Raw genomic sequence first — 14,816 nt, 5'->3', positions numbered from 1 at the left:
TCTTCCCATTCCGAACAGAGAAGTTAAGCCCCGTCACGCCGATGGTACTGCGTCAGAGTGGGAGAGTAGGCAGCTGCCTTCTTGAGGAGTCTTCCTTGAACAGGAAAGACTCCTCTTTTTTTATGGTAAAGATTATTCTTGTTAATTATTCATATAATGTAATGAGGATGGATGGAGTGTTAAGATAATCAATATGAAATTAAGTGTAACAAATCTTATTTTTCAAGAACTTGCTTCTTTGGGTTCCGAAGAGAAGAGAAATGTTCTTTCTAAATTCTTTAAAACAAGGCGTGGAGAATATGCTGAGGGGGATAAGTTTATGGGTGTTGTTGTTCCGGATATTCGGAAGGTTGCAAAAAAATATTTGAAGTTGTCTTTATATGATATTCAAGCATTGATAAAATCTCCATGGCATGAGATGCGTATGTGTGGGTTACTGATTATGGTTGAACACTTGAAAATTGCTAAGTCGAGGAGTTGGCTTAAATGCCATTCTTTAAAGGAATTAGAAATTTTGTGTAAGGAGTATTTTGTTTTCTATTTAAAACATACGAAAGGAGTAAACAATTGGGATTTGGTTGATTTAACAGCTCCGACCATTGTGGGCGATTATTTGATGGATAAGGATAGGAGTGTTCTTTATGAATTGGCTGATAGCAAGTCGCTTTGGAAACAACGTATTGCAATTGTTTCAACTTATGCTTTTATTCGTCGTGGAGACTGCGAAGATACTTATCAGCTTGCTTTGAAACTACTTCATCACCCACATGACCTAATACAAAAGGCAGTTGGTTGGATGCTTCGGGAAGCAGGGAAAAGAAATCAGAAGCAATTGACTGACTTTTTATGTAAGTATGCTGTGGAAATGCCTCGCACAATGTTGCGATATGCTATAGAAAAATATCCTGAGACTGAACGTAAGAACTTCTTAAATATGAAACCATAGTTTATTCATATTAATGTGCATTTATTTATAATCAATTTGATAAATAAGAAAAACGAATGCTTTGAATATTTAATTCTTAAAAGTAGTTTTTCAATTAGTCTCCAAAGTTTAACACATCTCTATTTTGAATCTTCTTTGATGCTTTTTTAGGTTTAATGTTATTTGAATTAAACCTATAAGTAAGACCGAGTTCAAACAAAACACCATAATTTTGATAATGGGCAGTTCACCCGGCACACGCTCCTTTTTTCCCGTCTCCAGTACCAATCACAGCCTCGGCAAAGCATTTTCAGTCGTAAATATTAACCCATGAATTCGTGGGTTAATATATGCAACGAGTGATACTAACCCCAAAAATAGTGGGTTAATATATGTAACGAGTGATACTAACCCCCAAAACGATAGGTTAATATATACAACGAGCGATATTAACCCAAAAGCCAGTGGGTTAATAAATCTGCCCGATATTATGCCGAAAAAACTTGTAACGGAGGAAAAATCGTGGTATATTTGTAGGCAAACAATCAGCAACAAGCAAAAAACAACGAAAACTATGGGCAAACGAAACAAATGCTATCCTCGCCACTACGAAACAGAATCATGGCATAAGCCGCCGCGACAGCTGAAACTGAGAACCCTCAAAAGCGAACCGCAATTTAAGTTCGACGATATCTATTTCAGCGTTTTCTCGAAAAAAAGACTCTATGAACCCGACGGAACCGTCTACTATGTGTCGATAGAAGACGAACGCAAGCCAACGGGAGTGAACATTCTCGACGACTTTGCCGACTATCTGCACGAGGGACATCCCACCATGACCGATTTCTACAAACGCCACGGCATTCTGTCGCGCGACTTAGACAGCCTTTGCCTCCTGCTAACGGGAATCGAGGCCGTCAACTTTCGCTTCCGCTGGGAAATGCGCATGGCTGACGAACTGCTGCGCTACACCAACATGACGATGGAAGAAGTGGCGCACCGAAGCGGCATCGGCTCTTCCACCAATCTGTTCTATGCCTATCGCCGCGACCTCGGCTGTGCGCCCGGCGAGCGCCGCTGGGCTTTGCGAGAGGAAGGCGACTTGGGGCGATTTGCGCTGTGAGCTTACAGCACGAATCAGGGTGCGCCATCGGCACGCCCTGATTATGTCATTTTGCACCTTTGCGCCGGTTGCGTGTGCATTGCTATACACAGGCGAAAAGAGATGCGGGTGAATTTGCGTATTCATCAGAAGTTTTAAAGAAATGATGCGTACAAATCAATCGATTCATACGCATCATTTCTTTTTCTTAGTGCGCCTGATAGGACTCGAACCTACACGACTCACGTCACTAGATCCTAAGTCTAGCGCGGCTGCCAATTACGCCACAGGCGCATACACGTAAGCATTTGCAAAAGTATATAATATTTTGGATATTGCAAAAAGAAACAGAAATATTATTGATTTGCTTTTATAATTAAGAGTGCACGGGCACGTTCTATGACGGTATCTATTCCTCGATTGTAATCGTCCGATGTAATATCTACCTTGATGTCCGGATCTATTCCGAATTCAATTTGATTCATACTTGGATCAAACATGGGACAGGCAGAAAAGCGGATACTCCATCCGTTTGAAATTTCAGATGTAAAAGGTAAGCCGGAACCACCACCTGTTTTATCTCCTATTATTGTTACATTATCAAATTGGCTCATCCGATTGACAAAATCGTTTGTCGCGCTATATGAGCGACGGTTAGTGAGCACAGCTACAGGTTTTTGCCACCGTACTCTGTCTGTTGGTGTATCGGTATAGACGGCTTCAGGAGAAGAAAAGTCATGATGTCCCTTTCCTGTTTTGTATTGCATATAGCCTGTTAGTATTTTTTTGTTGGTAAAGCGGGATGCTAAAGCTTCCGCAGAAGTAAGGTTTCCCCCTCCGTTATTACGAACATCCATAATTAATCCGTTACAAGCAGATAAATAGGTCAGGATTTCGTCTAACGCACTGTTCCCAAATGTGTATTCAAAACTTCCGCAATAAATGTATCCGATATTATCGTCAAGAATGCAATATTTCAATCCGGAGGAATAAAGATAATCTTTTCCCAAATAGTTGCTTTGTATACTGTCGTTGAAGTTTCGCGGGTATGCATCATACCATATACGGTATTGCGACGTGCGATCTTTCGAAACTAAATTCACGTGTCCATCGTGTAATTCGTTTACCATATCACTCAGTACATCAAAGAGTTCCTTACTGGTCATCGTCGATGTAATTCTATTTTTATAGGTAGTATGTATCGCGTCCCAATCTAATCCGTATTCTTTATTTTTATAATCTAAGAAGCAGTAATGTTCATCAATAATTTTCCATAGTTGCTCAAAGTTTCCTTTGGGAGAATTGTCGAAAGAGTCTTCATTCACGCATGATGTCATTGTGATAATTAAAATAATAGCTGTAAAAAGTGAGTACAATTTATTCATATTAGAATGCAGTTACTTTTGACGGTAAAGAAACTTTGTTCTTTCCTTTTATGATATAGAAATTTCTTACGATACCAATAACCAGCGCATGGCTCCATATATGACTTTTTATATGATTGACTTTCGATTGCTGAATGTCGGCCATATATCCTAAACGCAGATTGACTATATTAATGGGGAAATCAAGTGAGATAAATTGACGAAACGAAGGTCTGTTAAACGGAGTGGTAAATACTACATTGCTACCTTCATGTTTCAGTTCGAATATTTCATAATACGATTCTCCATATTCCGGAGAGAACATAACGCCCATCATTGGAATATTCATTTGGTAACGGGCTACCATTGGATAATTCTTTATTCTGAAATGATAAATAGCCATACCCGATATATCCATATTTCCATTGGCAATGGCCTGTGCCGGATTATTAGAATTACGGGTGTTATATACAAAGCCGGCATTGAGGTCAATAGCCGGACCGAATAACAGTTTAAGCTTATCGTTTACTTTTAGCTGATAATGCCATGCTGTGTTCCAGTTGGCCATGCCGAACATTTCAGTTCCGGTAGCTGCTTTATTGTTTGCTATGCCGATATTCATTTGGAACATGTTCTGGATGGATACTTTTCCCTTCATCAAATTGGTCATTCGCATGCGTTCATTGATGATACGGAACTCTCCCCCCTTATAATTGAGAGGGGAAAGATAAGTATCCAAAAGATTGGTGAAGCCGACTCCAAACATGGTCGACCTCACTACGTATCTGTTGGTCCGAAGGCTGTCCTCCTGTCCGTATGTACAGACGCAAAGTACAAATAGCAACAATGATACGATTCCTTTTTTCATGTTTAGAATAGCTTCATCTGACCGGTCATTTCATCTATTAAATCGGAATCACTCTTTCCTGCATCCGGATCTTCATTGGGAGCCTCTTCTTCTTCGTTCTCTTCTTTTGGAGGTTTAGGTAAGTGCGTTGGTTCCAGCTCAGTAACCGTATCAATTGTATATGTGGAGATTCGTTTTCCTTTTGCCTTAAAGCTTTTTACGTTGACAAACGACTCTGCGTCAATAATCAATGGATCACGGAAATCATCAAGTCCGCTAAACTTTACCTCGAAACGAGGATATGTAGTGTCGGACAACAAAATAAGTTTACTTTCAGGGTTGGCTCCCAATATGGGTTGTTTCTTAGAAGATTCTTCCAAATTGAATCGTTTCAAATACGGATAACCTTTTTGATCAGCATCAAAAAGAATGGCTGTCCATACTTTATTTATGTCTAACTTCTCTATGATCTTAATACCTTGTTCGTAATGATTGTTAGCATCGAAGTCGGTAGTATAGAATTGGCCATCTTCCTGAATGATCAAAATCTGGTCATCGCTTTGGAATTCGCCTAAATATTTTCCGTGCTCATCATAATTGATTCGCAGAATATCCGGATCGAACCAGACTTTTCGTCCGCCTAAGGTTGAGCCTCCGCGTTGCTTAAGAGCTATGCGGTGTATTTCGTTTTTCGACAAAATATTGCCCATTGCCTGCCGTCCCTTGATAAGTATTTCACTAAAGTCTTTCTCGAATGTAATTTTCTTGATACGCGGATTCGGTTTCAACGTGATTTTTATAACTTCTGCCTCTCCATTTGAATTGGCTGTGAAGTAAATAATGCGTGATCCGGGCTTGCCTTTTGTTATGTCGTATTCTTTATCACGGTTTAATGATGTCAGGTTAAAGCGTTTGATGTAGTAGAAGCCATTCTTTCCATCGCGGTATACTACATTATATATGGTACGTTTATCGTTTTTCTCAAAGATATTGATATAAATTACATCTTTCCCCACGAAAAGTTTATCGGCCACTTTGACAATCTTGCATTTACCGTCTTTATAAAACAGCACCACATCGTCAATATCCGAGCAGTTGGCTACGAATTCATCCTTTTTCAGTGAAGTTCCTATGAAGCCTTCTTCTCTGTTGATATACAGTTTCTCGTTAGCCTCCACTACTTTGGTAGCTTCTATGGTGTCGAAGTTACGTATCTCTGTCCGACGTGGGAATTGGGCACCGTATTTGTTTTTCAGCATAGTGTACCATGCTATGGTATGCTCTATCAAGTGATTTAGCTTTTCGTTTATATCGTTTATTTCATCCTTGATACGAGCGATGGCAGCTTCCGCTTTGTCTTTATTGAATTTTAAGATACGAGCCATCTTTATATCCATGAGTTTTAAAATATCGTCTTTGGTTACTTCACGGATCATATCTTTATAGAACGGAGTCAATCGTTCATCTACATAGGCACAGGCGGCATCCATGTTTGGGGCTTGCTCGAATTCTTTACCTTTATATATACGTTCTTCGATGAAAATGCGTTCCAATGATGAGAAATGTAAATTCTCCAGCAGTTCATTCTTTCTGATTTCCAGTTCTTTGCGGAGCAAATTTTTTGTGTTATCTACCGATTTACAGAGTATATCACTGACCGTCAGAAAACATGGCTTCTTTCCGTCAATGACACAACAGTTCGGAGAGATGCTTTCTTCACAGTCGGTGAACGCGTATAGTGCGTCAATGGTTTTATCTGATGAAGCTCCCGGAGCAAGATGTACGATAATTTCCACATCGGCTGCTGTGTTATCATCTACCTTCTTAATTTTGATTTTTCCTTTTTCTACTGCTTTTAGAATAGAGTCAGGCAATGAAGATGAAGGTCTGTCGGGGGGGGAAGAGGTGGTCTTTCCGAATGGCAATTCAGTAATAACCAGTGTCTTGTTATCTACCTTATTAATTTTTGCACGTACTTTGATTACACCGCCTCGTGCTCCATCATTATACTTTGATACATCAATGGAACCACCGGTAGGAAAGTCGGGATAGAGCTGGAATGGCTCATTCTTTAAATAAGAGATGGCCGCGTCACAAATTTCGTTGAAGTTATGTGGAAGAATCTTACATGACAGACCTACAGCGATACCTTCAGCTCCTTGTGCTAATAGTAGAGGAAACTTAACAGGTAATGTAACCGGCTCTTCGTGTCGTCCATCGTAAGAGTATTGCCATTCCGTTGTTTTTGGGTTAAATACTACGTCGTTGGCAAACTTTGATAATCGTGCTTCAATATATCGGGAAGCGGCAGCACGGTCACCGGTGAGAATGTTTCCCCAGTTTCCTTGGCAGTCTATCAATAAATCTTTTTGCCCAAGCTGTACCAATGCGTCGCCTATGGACGCGTCGCCGTGTGGATGGTATTGCATGGTGTGACCTACAATGTTAGCCACTTTATTGTAACGTCCGTCGTCCATCTCTTTCATGCTGTGAAGAATACGGCGTTGAACAGGTTTCAGACCATCGTTAATATGCGGTACTGCTCGTTCCAGAATAACATACGAGGCATAGTCCAGAAACCAGTTCCTATACATACCACTCAACTGGTGAGTGACTCCGGTATCTTTCCTTTCGTCAGCAGGCTTGTACTCAGAGTGGCTTCCTTCCTCAGCCGGTTGATTCTCCGGATCGGTGTATTTTATATCGTCTATTTCGTCGCTCATAAATTATTTAAAATCCTTAACTTGTAATGAATGTATGCAAAAATAACAATTTTATTGGAAAAAAATATTAGATTTGCGCATTATTTAGTCACGAAGGAGTTGAAACAAGCTTTTCGTGGCTCATTTGTAAAGATATAATTTAATAAGGAAATGGCACAAGAAGACGTTTTTAAGAAAATCGTTTCACATAGCAAGGAATACGGATTTGTTTTTCCATCCAGTGAGATATATGATGGTTTAGCCGCGGTATACGATTATGGTCAGAATGGTGTGGAATTAAAGAACAATATTAAACAATACTGGTGGCAAAGTATGGTGCTCTTGCACGAAAATATTGTCGGTATCGATTCTTCTATCTTTATGCATCCTACTATCTGGAAGGCTTCAGGGCATGTTGACGCGTTTAATGATCCTTTAATTGATAATCGTGATTCTAAAAAACGTTATCGTGCCGATGTGCTCATTGAGGATCAGATAGCCAAGTATGATGAGAAGATAAATAAGGAAGTGGCTAAGGCTGCCAAAAGGTTTGGTGATTCATTCGATGAAGCCAAATACCGCGCAACCAGTCAGAAACTGATAGAAGATACTGAAAAGCGTAATGCATTGCATGAACGTTATAAAAGCGCGATGAATGCCAATGACTTGGATGAGTTGAAGCAGATTATTCTTGACGAAGGTATTGTTGACCCTATCGGTGGAACACGTAATTGGACTGATGTTCGTCAGTTCAACTTGATGTTCTCTACCGAGATGGGCTCTACTTCCGAAGGCTCTATGAAAGTTTATCTCCGTCCAGAGACTGCTCAGGGAATTTTTGTTAACTTCTTGAACGTTCAGAAGACCGGTCGTATGAAAATTCCGTTTGGTATTGCTCAGATTGGAAAAGCTTTCCGTAATGAGATTGTAGCTCGTCAGTTTATTTTCCGTATGCGTGAGTTTGAACAAATGGAGATGCAGTTCTTCGTTCGTCCGGGTACCGAGATAGAATGGTTTAAGAAGTGGAAAGAAATACGTATGAAATGGCATGAAGCATTGGGATTCGGATCAGAGAACTATCGATTTCATGACCATGAAAAGTTGGCTCATTATGCTAATGCCGCTACCGATATTGAGTTTAAGATGCCGTTCGGCTTTAAAGAAGTGGAAGGCATTCACAGTCGTACCGATTTCGACCTCTCTCAGCATGAGAAATTCTCGGGTAAGAGCATCAAGTACTTCGATCCTGAACTAAATGAGTCGTACACTCCGTACGACATTGAAACATCTATTGGCGTCGACCGTATGTTCCTAAGCGTGATGTGCGGCGCATATACAGAGGAGACTTTGGAGAATGGCGAAACCCGTGTAGTATTGAAGTTGCCTGCGCAGCTTGCTCCTGTTAAGTTGGCTATCTTACCATTGGTAAAGAAAGACGGTTTGGCTGAAAAAGCTCTTGATATCCGTAATGAACTGAAGTTTCATTTCAATTGTCAGTACGATGAAAAAGACAGTATTGGCAAACGCTATCGTCGTCAGGACGCTATTGGCACTCCATATTGTGTTACAGTCGACCATCAAACTTTGGAAGATAATACCGTAACGTTACGTAATCGTGATACAATGGAACAGATTCGTGTTGCCGTTCCCGAGCTGAACGGGTTACTTCACGATAAGGTAAGCATCATCGGTCTGTTAAAAACTTTGCAATAATTAAATATGAAGAAGGGATTATTCTTTATCTTTGGTTGCCTATTGGCTATGGCCGTGATACCTTTCTCTTCGTGTAAAACACACGATGAGGATGAAGATTTGTATGCCAACTGGCAAACTCGTAATGAGAACTATATTGATTCTATCGCAGCTGTTGCGAAAGCTAATAATGGAACAGAACCGGGAACTTGGAAAATTGTCCATACTTATAAGTTTCCGGGTACGTTGAATATGGATGGAAAGATAGAAGATTATGTATATTGCAAGATCTTGGAAAAAGGCAATGGTGCGATTCCTTTGTTTACCGATACTGTTTCTATTGCTTATATCGGTAAACAAATTCATTTGAGTGATGGGACGGTTAGAACATTCGATGCGACCTATTCCGGTCAGTTAAATAAGGAAACAGTTGCTACGAGTTCCAGCCTTGCTTCCGGCTTTGTAACAGGATTCTCATCGGCTTTGCTGAACATGGCGGAAGGTGACCATTGGATGGTATATATTCCGTATCAGTTGGGTTATGGCAAATCAGATTATAAAGGTATTAAAGGATATTCTACGTTGATATTTGATTTATATCTGGCCAACGTTCGTCCTCTTAAAGGCAAGAAATAAGTTGTATCAATACATCATCAATAGAGCTCTTTGCAGGAAAATTGCAGAGAGCTTTATTATTAGTGCTTGATGCTTGGCAAAGCAAACTATGTTTTTTATTTGCCGGAAAACAGCGAATCAGAGGAGTTGACTTGTTTTAAGGCATTACTTATTCCGGTTGAACAACAATATAATATTATTGTCTTTAATCAGATACATTTCAATACGTATCTTTCTTTCCGTTCATGCGGATGACTTTATCGTTTCACAGCTGTGAAACGATAAAATGATGCGGATGACTTCGGTCGTTGATACGCAACACTTTTATTCTTAATCTCCATCACTTTATTAAATGATAAAAGAAAGAGGGTATACCCTCAAGGCACACCCTCTATAATCATCAAAATGGTTTCTTAATTTGTCTTATTATAATTTATATGAAGATTATTGAACACTGTTTACAAAGCTTCCTTCGGTAATGCTGTTCTTTGTATTGGTAGATTTACGGGTACAATACTTAAATGTAGCCGACTTTTCTCCGGAGAATGACATCCAATTGAGTTTCAAATTCACTGTTTTTCCCTGAGTATCGGGCAGATCACTTAAATTGAACGCAACCAACGCATCACCTACCCGACCGTCTTTATCACCTTTTGCGTTGTGGTAGAAAGTAACATTATACGCGTTCGTTTCGTCGGGCGTAATAACCAAGTTGACATAGTGTTTGACGCCGTATCTCCAGCATGTGCGGAAGCGGAGCGTAAGATAACCGTCTTCGGCTATGGTTACCCAATCGTTTATTATTTCGACAGGGTCGTTACCGTATTTTTCTATATTCAGATTCTTGCCGAAAGAGGTGGCAGTAGGCTTTGTCAGAATACTATCTATCCAGTTGATTTTTACAGCTCGGCTATGTGCGGTATTTGTTTGCTTTTCAACTTCGGTATAGTTAACCAGTGCACGAACTTCTTTCGTTCCGAACGGGGAAGTAGTCATGTTTGTCGGAGCCAGTGTAGTAATGTCGTCCAATTGTAAATAAAAAGAAGAATTGTCTACGTTTGGTTTTACGGTTACCAAAGCCGATGGGAACATCCGACTGTTGTTCCAGTCGTTATCATCGTTGCATGATTGCAACCCAAAAGTGAAGGTTATCAAACCTAAACCTAATAAACTTAAAAGAGATTTTTTCATTTTAATTGTTTTTCTGTTTTTCTATCATATAAATGAAGAAAAGGGAAAAAACTGCGTGGAGAAAAGTTAAGATATATTAATGATGAGCAAAAGAAAGAGGACATGCGTCGGCATGTCCTCTTCATTCATATAAAAGATGTATCAGATATTCTTTACTTGAATAAGATATTCCGCTATTTGAACAGCGTTCAGAGCAGCTCCTTTACGAATTTGATCACCGGTAAGCCAGAGCGTCATTCCATAATCATCAGCCAAGTCTTTGCGGATACGTCCGACAAATACGTCATCTTTTCCGGCAGATTCCAGTGGCATAGGATAAACATAGTTTTGTGGATCATCTTCGAGAGTACATCCCGGAGCGGAATCAATGGCCTCGCGAACTTCATCAACGGTCAGCGGTCTTTCCGTTTCAAACCAAACAGATTCGGAATGAGAGCGAAGGGAAGAGACACGGACGCAGGTAGCGCTGGTACGAACATCGCTATGCATAATTTTACGAGTCTCGTTAAACATCTTCATTTCTTCCTTGGTATAATCGTTTTCGGTCATCTTATCTATCTGAGGGATAACGTTATATGCCAATTGATGAGGGAACTTGTTGATGGTACTTACTTTACCGTTTTGTATCATTTCTTTATACTGTTGTTCCAATTCGGCCATGGCAACAGCTCCCGCGCCGCTGGCACTCTGATAAGAAGCGATATGGATACGCTTGATATGGCTCAATTTATCAATAGGATTTAAGACGACAACCATCATAATGGTCGTGCAGTTTGGATTAGCGATGATATTATGCGGACGGTTCAGCGCATCTTCCGGATTAATTTCCGGAACGACCAGAGGAACATCGTCATCCATACGGAAAGCACTGGAGTTATCAATCATAACGGTACCGAACTTAGTGATGGTATCGGCATATTCTTTGCTGGTTCCTGCGCCTGCCGACGCAAAGGCAATGTCAATATCTTTAAAATCGTCGTTATGTTGAAGAAGTTTAACTTGATAGTCTTTACCTTTGAAATTATATGTACGTCCAGCGCTGCGTTCCGAGCCAAACAATACTAAATCGTCAAGAGGAAAGTTTCTCTCTGAAAGGATGCGAAGGAGTTCTTGCCCTACAGCACCACTTGCGCCAACTATAGCTACTCTCATTTTAGTTATATATTTATGTATTTTATTTATAAATAAAGCATTTAGCTTTATTCTTTTGCAAAAATACAACATTTTGTATTATATCTTTAAGTTCAATCAGATTTTTTGTATTTTTGCTCAGTTGAAAGCAAGCATCATGGATTTTTTAGGTTTTTCCATACATTTCCCCATCACTGATCCAACCTGGATTTTCTTCCTGGTGCTATTGATTATTCTCTTTGCTCCGCTGCTGATGGGTAAGCTTCGTATTCCACATATTGTGGGAATGATTCTTGCCGGTATTCTCATCGGGAAGGATGGTTTGAATATTCTGGCTTATGATGATAGCTTTGAACTTTTCGGTAAGGTGGGCATGTACTATATTGTGTTTCTTGCCGGATTGGAGTTGGATATGGACGATTTCAAGAAGAACCGGTTAAAAGGTATCGTCTTCGGACTGCTGACTTTCGCCATTCCGATGATAATAGGTTTTATAGCCAATCATTCCTTATTGCATTATGGTTTAATGTCTTCTGTTTTATTGGCCAGTATCTATGCCAGCAATACGCTTATTACTTATCCTATTATAAGCCGGTATGGTCTGTCGCGGGAGCGGTCTTCAAGTATTTCTATTGCGGGGACAATTGTAGCCGTACTTTTTGCGTTAATTATTTTAGCGGTGATAAGTGGAACCTATAAGTTGGGTAATCAGAGTTCATGGTTCTGGGTGCTGCTTTTAATCAATGTGTTTGTTCTTACTGCGCTGATTTCCTTTTTTATGCCCCGTTTATGTCGTTGGTTCTTTCGCCGGTACGATGATGCAGTAATGCAGTTTGTATTTGTACTTTCCATGGTATTCTTGGGAGCCGCGCTGATGCAGATTGTGGGAATGGAGGGTATTTTAGGTGCTTTTCTTGCAGGTCTGGTGCTGAACAGGTTCGTTCCTCATGTGTCTCCATTGATGAGTCGGTTAGAGTTTGTAGGTAACGCGCTGTTTATTCCATACTTCTTGATAGGTGTGGGAATGATTATTGATATAAAGAGTTTGTTTGTCGGCGGTTTTGCCCTTTATGTGGCGGCAGTGATGACTATTGTTGCTATGATAGTCAAGTGGATACCTTGTTATATTATCCAGAAAATATTCAGATTACAGAATGTGGAGCGAAAGGTTCTATTTGGAATGACAAATGCTCATGCCGCTGCTGCGTTGGCCACTGTAATGGTAGGGCATGGGATAGTTATGGCGAATGGAGAACGTTTACTTGACGATAATGTGCTGAATGGAACCATAGTGATGATACTTGTTACATGTATTATCAGTTCAATGATTACTGAACGAGCTGCTCGCCAGATAGTGACACAGCAGCAGTTGAGTGCCGATTCTGTGAATCATGAGCAGGAGATATTCTTAATACCTGTTTCTAATCCGGATAATATAGAAGGTTTGATGGAGATGGCATTGACGCTTCGTTCGAGTAAAGAGAAAGCTCCATTGGTAGCATTAAGCGTGATTAATGATAATAATGCATTGGAAGTAAAGGAACGTATAAGCAAACGGAACTTGGAGCTGGCCGCAAAGTTGGGTGCCGCGGTCAATGCTACGGTAAAGACCGTGTTGCGTTATGATATGAATATTGCTCAGGGAATCATTCATACGCTGAAAGAAAATTCGGCAACCGATGTGGTCATCGGTTTGCATCGGAAAGAAAAACTGATGGATTCTTTTCTTGGTTCTTTGACAGAGCGTTTGTTGGAAGAAACTCAACGTCAGGTGATGATTGCCAAACTACTGATGCCGGTGAATACCTTACGCAGAATAGTGGTAGCTGTTCCTGAGAAAGCCGAATATGAGGCAGGATTTGTGAAGTGGATCATTCAGTTGTGCCGAATGGCACGTCAGTTGGGGTGTCGTATTCGCTTCTTTGCTACGAAGTCTACTACCGTCTTGATTCAGAATATTGTAGAACGGAAAGATGGCGGTCAGTTTGCCGAGTTCTCCGAACTGGAGGATTGGGATGATTTGTTACTTCTTACCGGTCAGGTTAGCTATGACCATTTGTTTGTGGTGGTTTCTTCCCGATCAGGATCTATTTCGTACAAATCTTCGTTTGAGAAATTGCCTCAGCAACTTAGTAAATATTTTGCCAATAACAGTTTATTGATTATTTATCCTGATCAATTTGCCAGTCCGCAAGACATTGTTTCGTTTGCAAACCCGATTATTCGGAAGCCGGTGTCCATTACTTTATACGATAAGATTGTCGATCGATTCTCAAAGCTAACGAAGAAAGAAGATTAATATTACGGTTATGATGATAGAATTAAAAGGAATAAAAAAGAGTTTTGGTACACTACAGGTGCTAAAAGATATAGATTTGAATATAGAAAAAGGAGAAGTGGTGAGTATTGTCGGTCCGAGTGGCGCGGGAAAGACGACATTACTTCAGATTATGGGAACATTAGATAAGGCTGATAGTGGATCGGTGATAATCAAAGGAACGGATGTGAGCAAGTTGGCGGAAAAGGAATTGTCGGCCTTTCGTAATAAGCAAATAGGTTTTGTATTTCAGTTTCATCAGTTGCTTCCTGAATTTACTGCTATGGAAAATATCATGATTCCGGCATTGATAGCGGGGGAATCAGCTTCGATTGCCAAGAAGAAAGCGTTGGATATATTGGATATGTTAGGATTGAAAGATCGTGCTTCACATAAACCTGCAGAATTGTCGGGAGGAGAGAAGCAACGTGTGGCAGTAGGACGTGCGCTCATAAATAATCCTTCCGTTATCCTTGCCGACGAGCCTTCCGGAAGTCTGGATACTGTCAATAAGCAAGAGCTACATCAATTGTTCTTCAACTTGCGTAACAAGCTGAATCAGACATTTGTTATTGTAACTCACGACGAGAACTTGGCCAAATTGACAGATAGGATCATTCATCTATTAGATGGTCGGATATCAGGAGAACTAAGTTAGAAATAATAAATAGAATCGTTTCCAATAATTTTCTCAGGGAATAGTTCTTTCAGAATATCTTGAGCTTTCTTTAAATCATCCTCGTCAACAAAGATAGGAATCTCAAACTTTGGAAAAGGTATTAAAACGTGAGTTATATTCTCATTCTGGAGAATACATTGAATGCCTTGCTCTTCTAAGACATCTTTAATGCGATGTGCTTCAATGGTACTCTTGCAATAAGTAAGTGTTATTGTTTTCATAGTCGTATATTTTTATAGGTGATAAACAAA

General features: G+C 40.1%; 12 protein-coding genes, 1 tRNA gene and 1 rRNA gene. 7 read left to right on the top strand and 7 right to left on the bottom strand.

The window, feature by feature from the left end; genetic code table 11:
* From rrf to LO761_RS04900, 3 genes are all read left to right on the top strand, one after another.
* A 5S ribosomal RNA gene (gene rrf / locus LO761_RS04910) occupies window positions 1-82 on the top strand; the annotation flags it as partial.
* 111 nt (window positions 83-193) lie between these two features.
* The gene (locus tag LO761_RS04905; RefSeq protein ID WP_272817215.1) at window positions 194-946 is read left to right on the top strand and encodes a DNA alkylation repair protein; all 753 of its coding nucleotides are present in this window, start codon (window positions 194-196) and stop codon (window positions 944-946) included.
* Window positions 947-1,415: 469 nt separating this feature from the next.
* On the top strand, window positions 1,416-2,048 hold the full coding sequence (locus tag LO761_RS04900) for a helix-turn-helix transcriptional regulator (protein WP_272817214.1): 633 nt from the start codon (window positions 1,416-1,418) through the stop codon (window positions 2,046-2,048).
* 191 nt (window positions 2,049-2,239) lie between these two features.
* Here LO761_RS04900 and LO761_RS04895 read toward each other — a convergent pair.
* The 4 genes from LO761_RS04895 to LO761_RS04880 form a co-directional block, all read right to left on the bottom strand.
* Window positions 2,240-2,321 (bottom strand) — tRNA-Leu (locus tag LO761_RS04895).
* Between the two features lie 62 nt (window positions 2,322-2,383).
* Entirely contained in the window at window positions 2,384-3,412 is a 1,029-nt protein-coding gene (locus tag LO761_RS04890; protein WP_272817213.1) for a S41 family peptidase, read from the bottom strand.
* Between the two features lies 1 nt (window position 3,413).
* A complete protein-coding gene (locus tag LO761_RS04885) occupies window positions 3,414-4,259 on the bottom strand; it encodes a DUF3316 domain-containing protein (RefSeq protein WP_272817212.1) in 846 nt (281 codons plus the stop codon).
* Window positions 4,260-4,261: 2 nt separating this feature from the next.
* Complete coding sequence (locus tag LO761_RS04880) at window positions 4,262-6,961, bottom strand: DNA gyrase/topoisomerase IV subunit A (protein ID WP_272817211.1); 2,700 nt, start codon at window positions 6,959-6,961, stop codon at window positions 4,262-4,264.
* A 150-nt stretch (window positions 6,962-7,111) separates the two neighbouring features.
* On the opposite strand from LO761_RS04880, the gene LO761_RS04875 reads away from it, so the two are divergent.
* Both LO761_RS04875 and LO761_RS04870 read left to right on the top strand, forming a co-directional pair.
* On the top strand, window positions 7,112-8,653 hold the full coding sequence (locus LO761_RS04875; protein WP_272817210.1) for a glycine--tRNA ligase: 1,542 nt from the start codon (window positions 7,112-7,114) through the stop codon (window positions 8,651-8,653).
* A gap of 6 nt (window positions 8,654-8,659) precedes the next feature.
* Window positions 8,660-9,268, top strand: coding sequence for an FKBP-type peptidyl-prolyl cis-trans isomerase (locus LO761_RS04870; protein WP_272817209.1), 609 nt, complete (start codon window positions 8,660-8,662; stop codon window positions 9,266-9,268).
* Window positions 9,269-9,691: 423 nt separating this feature from the next.
* On the opposite strand, the gene LO761_RS04865 is transcribed toward LO761_RS04870, so the two are convergent.
* Together LO761_RS04865 and LO761_RS04860 are read right to left on the bottom strand one after the other, a co-directional pair.
* Entirely contained in the window at window positions 9,692-10,438 is a 747-nt protein-coding gene (locus LO761_RS04865) for a NigD1/NigD2 family lipoprotein (RefSeq protein WP_272817208.1), read from the bottom strand.
* Window positions 10,439-10,579: 141 nt separating this feature from the next.
* Window positions 10,580-11,590: an aspartate-semialdehyde dehydrogenase gene (locus LO761_RS04860; protein ID WP_272817207.1), complete on the bottom strand. Its 1,011-nt coding sequence runs from the start codon at window positions 11,588-11,590 to the stop codon at window positions 10,580-10,582.
* Between the two features lie 136 nt (window positions 11,591-11,726).
* Between LO761_RS04860 and LO761_RS04855 the strand changes: the two genes are divergently transcribed.
* Window positions 11,727-13,868, top strand: coding sequence for a cation:proton antiporter (locus LO761_RS04855; RefSeq protein ID WP_272817206.1), 2,142 nt, complete (start codon window positions 11,727-11,729; stop codon window positions 13,866-13,868).
* A gap of 13 nt (window positions 13,869-13,881) precedes the next feature.
* Complete coding sequence (locus tag LO761_RS04850; RefSeq protein WP_272817219.1) at window positions 13,882-14,544, top strand: ABC transporter ATP-binding protein; 663 nt, start codon at window positions 13,882-13,884, stop codon at window positions 14,542-14,544.
* Here LO761_RS04850 and LO761_RS04845 read toward each other — a convergent pair.
* Window positions 14,541-14,786 (bottom strand): putative signal transducing protein, encoded by a 246-nt coding sequence (locus LO761_RS04845; protein WP_272817205.1) that lies wholly within the window; start codon window positions 14,784-14,786, stop codon window positions 14,541-14,543. The two genes, LO761_RS04850 and LO761_RS04845, sit on opposite strands and share 4 nt — an antisense overlap.
* Between the last annotated feature and the right edge of the window lie 30 nt (window positions 14,787-14,816).

The organism is Phocaeicola oris, from assembly GCF_021295095.1.
GTDB lineage: Bacteria > Bacteroidota > Bacteroidia > Bacteroidales > Bacteroidaceae > Phocaeicola > Phocaeicola oris.
The sequence above is the reverse complement of the archived record's forward strand: the minus strand, read 5'-3'. Positions and strand labels throughout refer to the sequence as shown.

Excerpts from the sequence above, each read along its gene's own strand:
- LO761_RS04905 (WP_272817215.1), top strand. The coding sequence starts at position 194 with ATGAAATTAAGTGTAACAAATCTTATTTTTCAAGAACTTGCTTCTTTG.
- LO761_RS04900 (WP_272817214.1), top strand. The coding sequence starts at position 1,416 with ATGCCGAAAAAACTTGTAACGGAGGAAAAATCGTGGTATATTTGTAGG.
- LO761_RS04890 (WP_272817213.1), bottom strand. The coding sequence starts at position 3,412 with ATGAATAAATTGTACTCACTTTTTACAGCTATTATTTTAATTATCACA.
- LO761_RS04885 (WP_272817212.1), bottom strand. The coding sequence starts at position 4,259 with ATGAAAAAAGGAATCGTATCATTGTTGCTATTTGTACTTTGCGTCTGT.
- LO761_RS04880 (WP_272817211.1), bottom strand. The coding sequence starts at position 6,961 with ATGAGCGACGAAATAGACGATATAAAATACACCGATCCGGAGAATCAA.
- LO761_RS04875 (WP_272817210.1), top strand. The coding sequence starts at position 7,112 with ATGGCACAAGAAGACGTTTTTAAGAAAATCGTTTCACATAGCAAGGAA.
- LO761_RS04870 (WP_272817209.1), top strand. The coding sequence starts at position 8,660 with ATGAAGAAGGGATTATTCTTTATCTTTGGTTGCCTATTGGCTATGGCC.
- LO761_RS04865 (WP_272817208.1), bottom strand. The coding sequence starts at position 10,438 with ATGAAAAAATCTCTTTTAAGTTTATTAGGTTTAGGTTTGATAACCTTC.
- LO761_RS04860 (WP_272817207.1), bottom strand. The coding sequence starts at position 11,590 with ATGAGAGTAGCTATAGTTGGCGCAAGTGGTGCTGTAGGGCAAGAACTC.
- LO761_RS04855 (WP_272817206.1), top strand. The coding sequence starts at position 11,727 with ATGGATTTTTTAGGTTTTTCCATACATTTCCCCATCACTGATCCAACC.
- LO761_RS04850 (WP_272817219.1), top strand. The coding sequence starts at position 13,882 with ATGATAGAATTAAAAGGAATAAAAAAGAGTTTTGGTACACTACAGGTG.
- LO761_RS04845 (WP_272817205.1), bottom strand. The coding sequence starts at position 14,786 with ATGAAAACAATAACACTTACTTATTGCAAGAGTACCATTGAAGCACAT.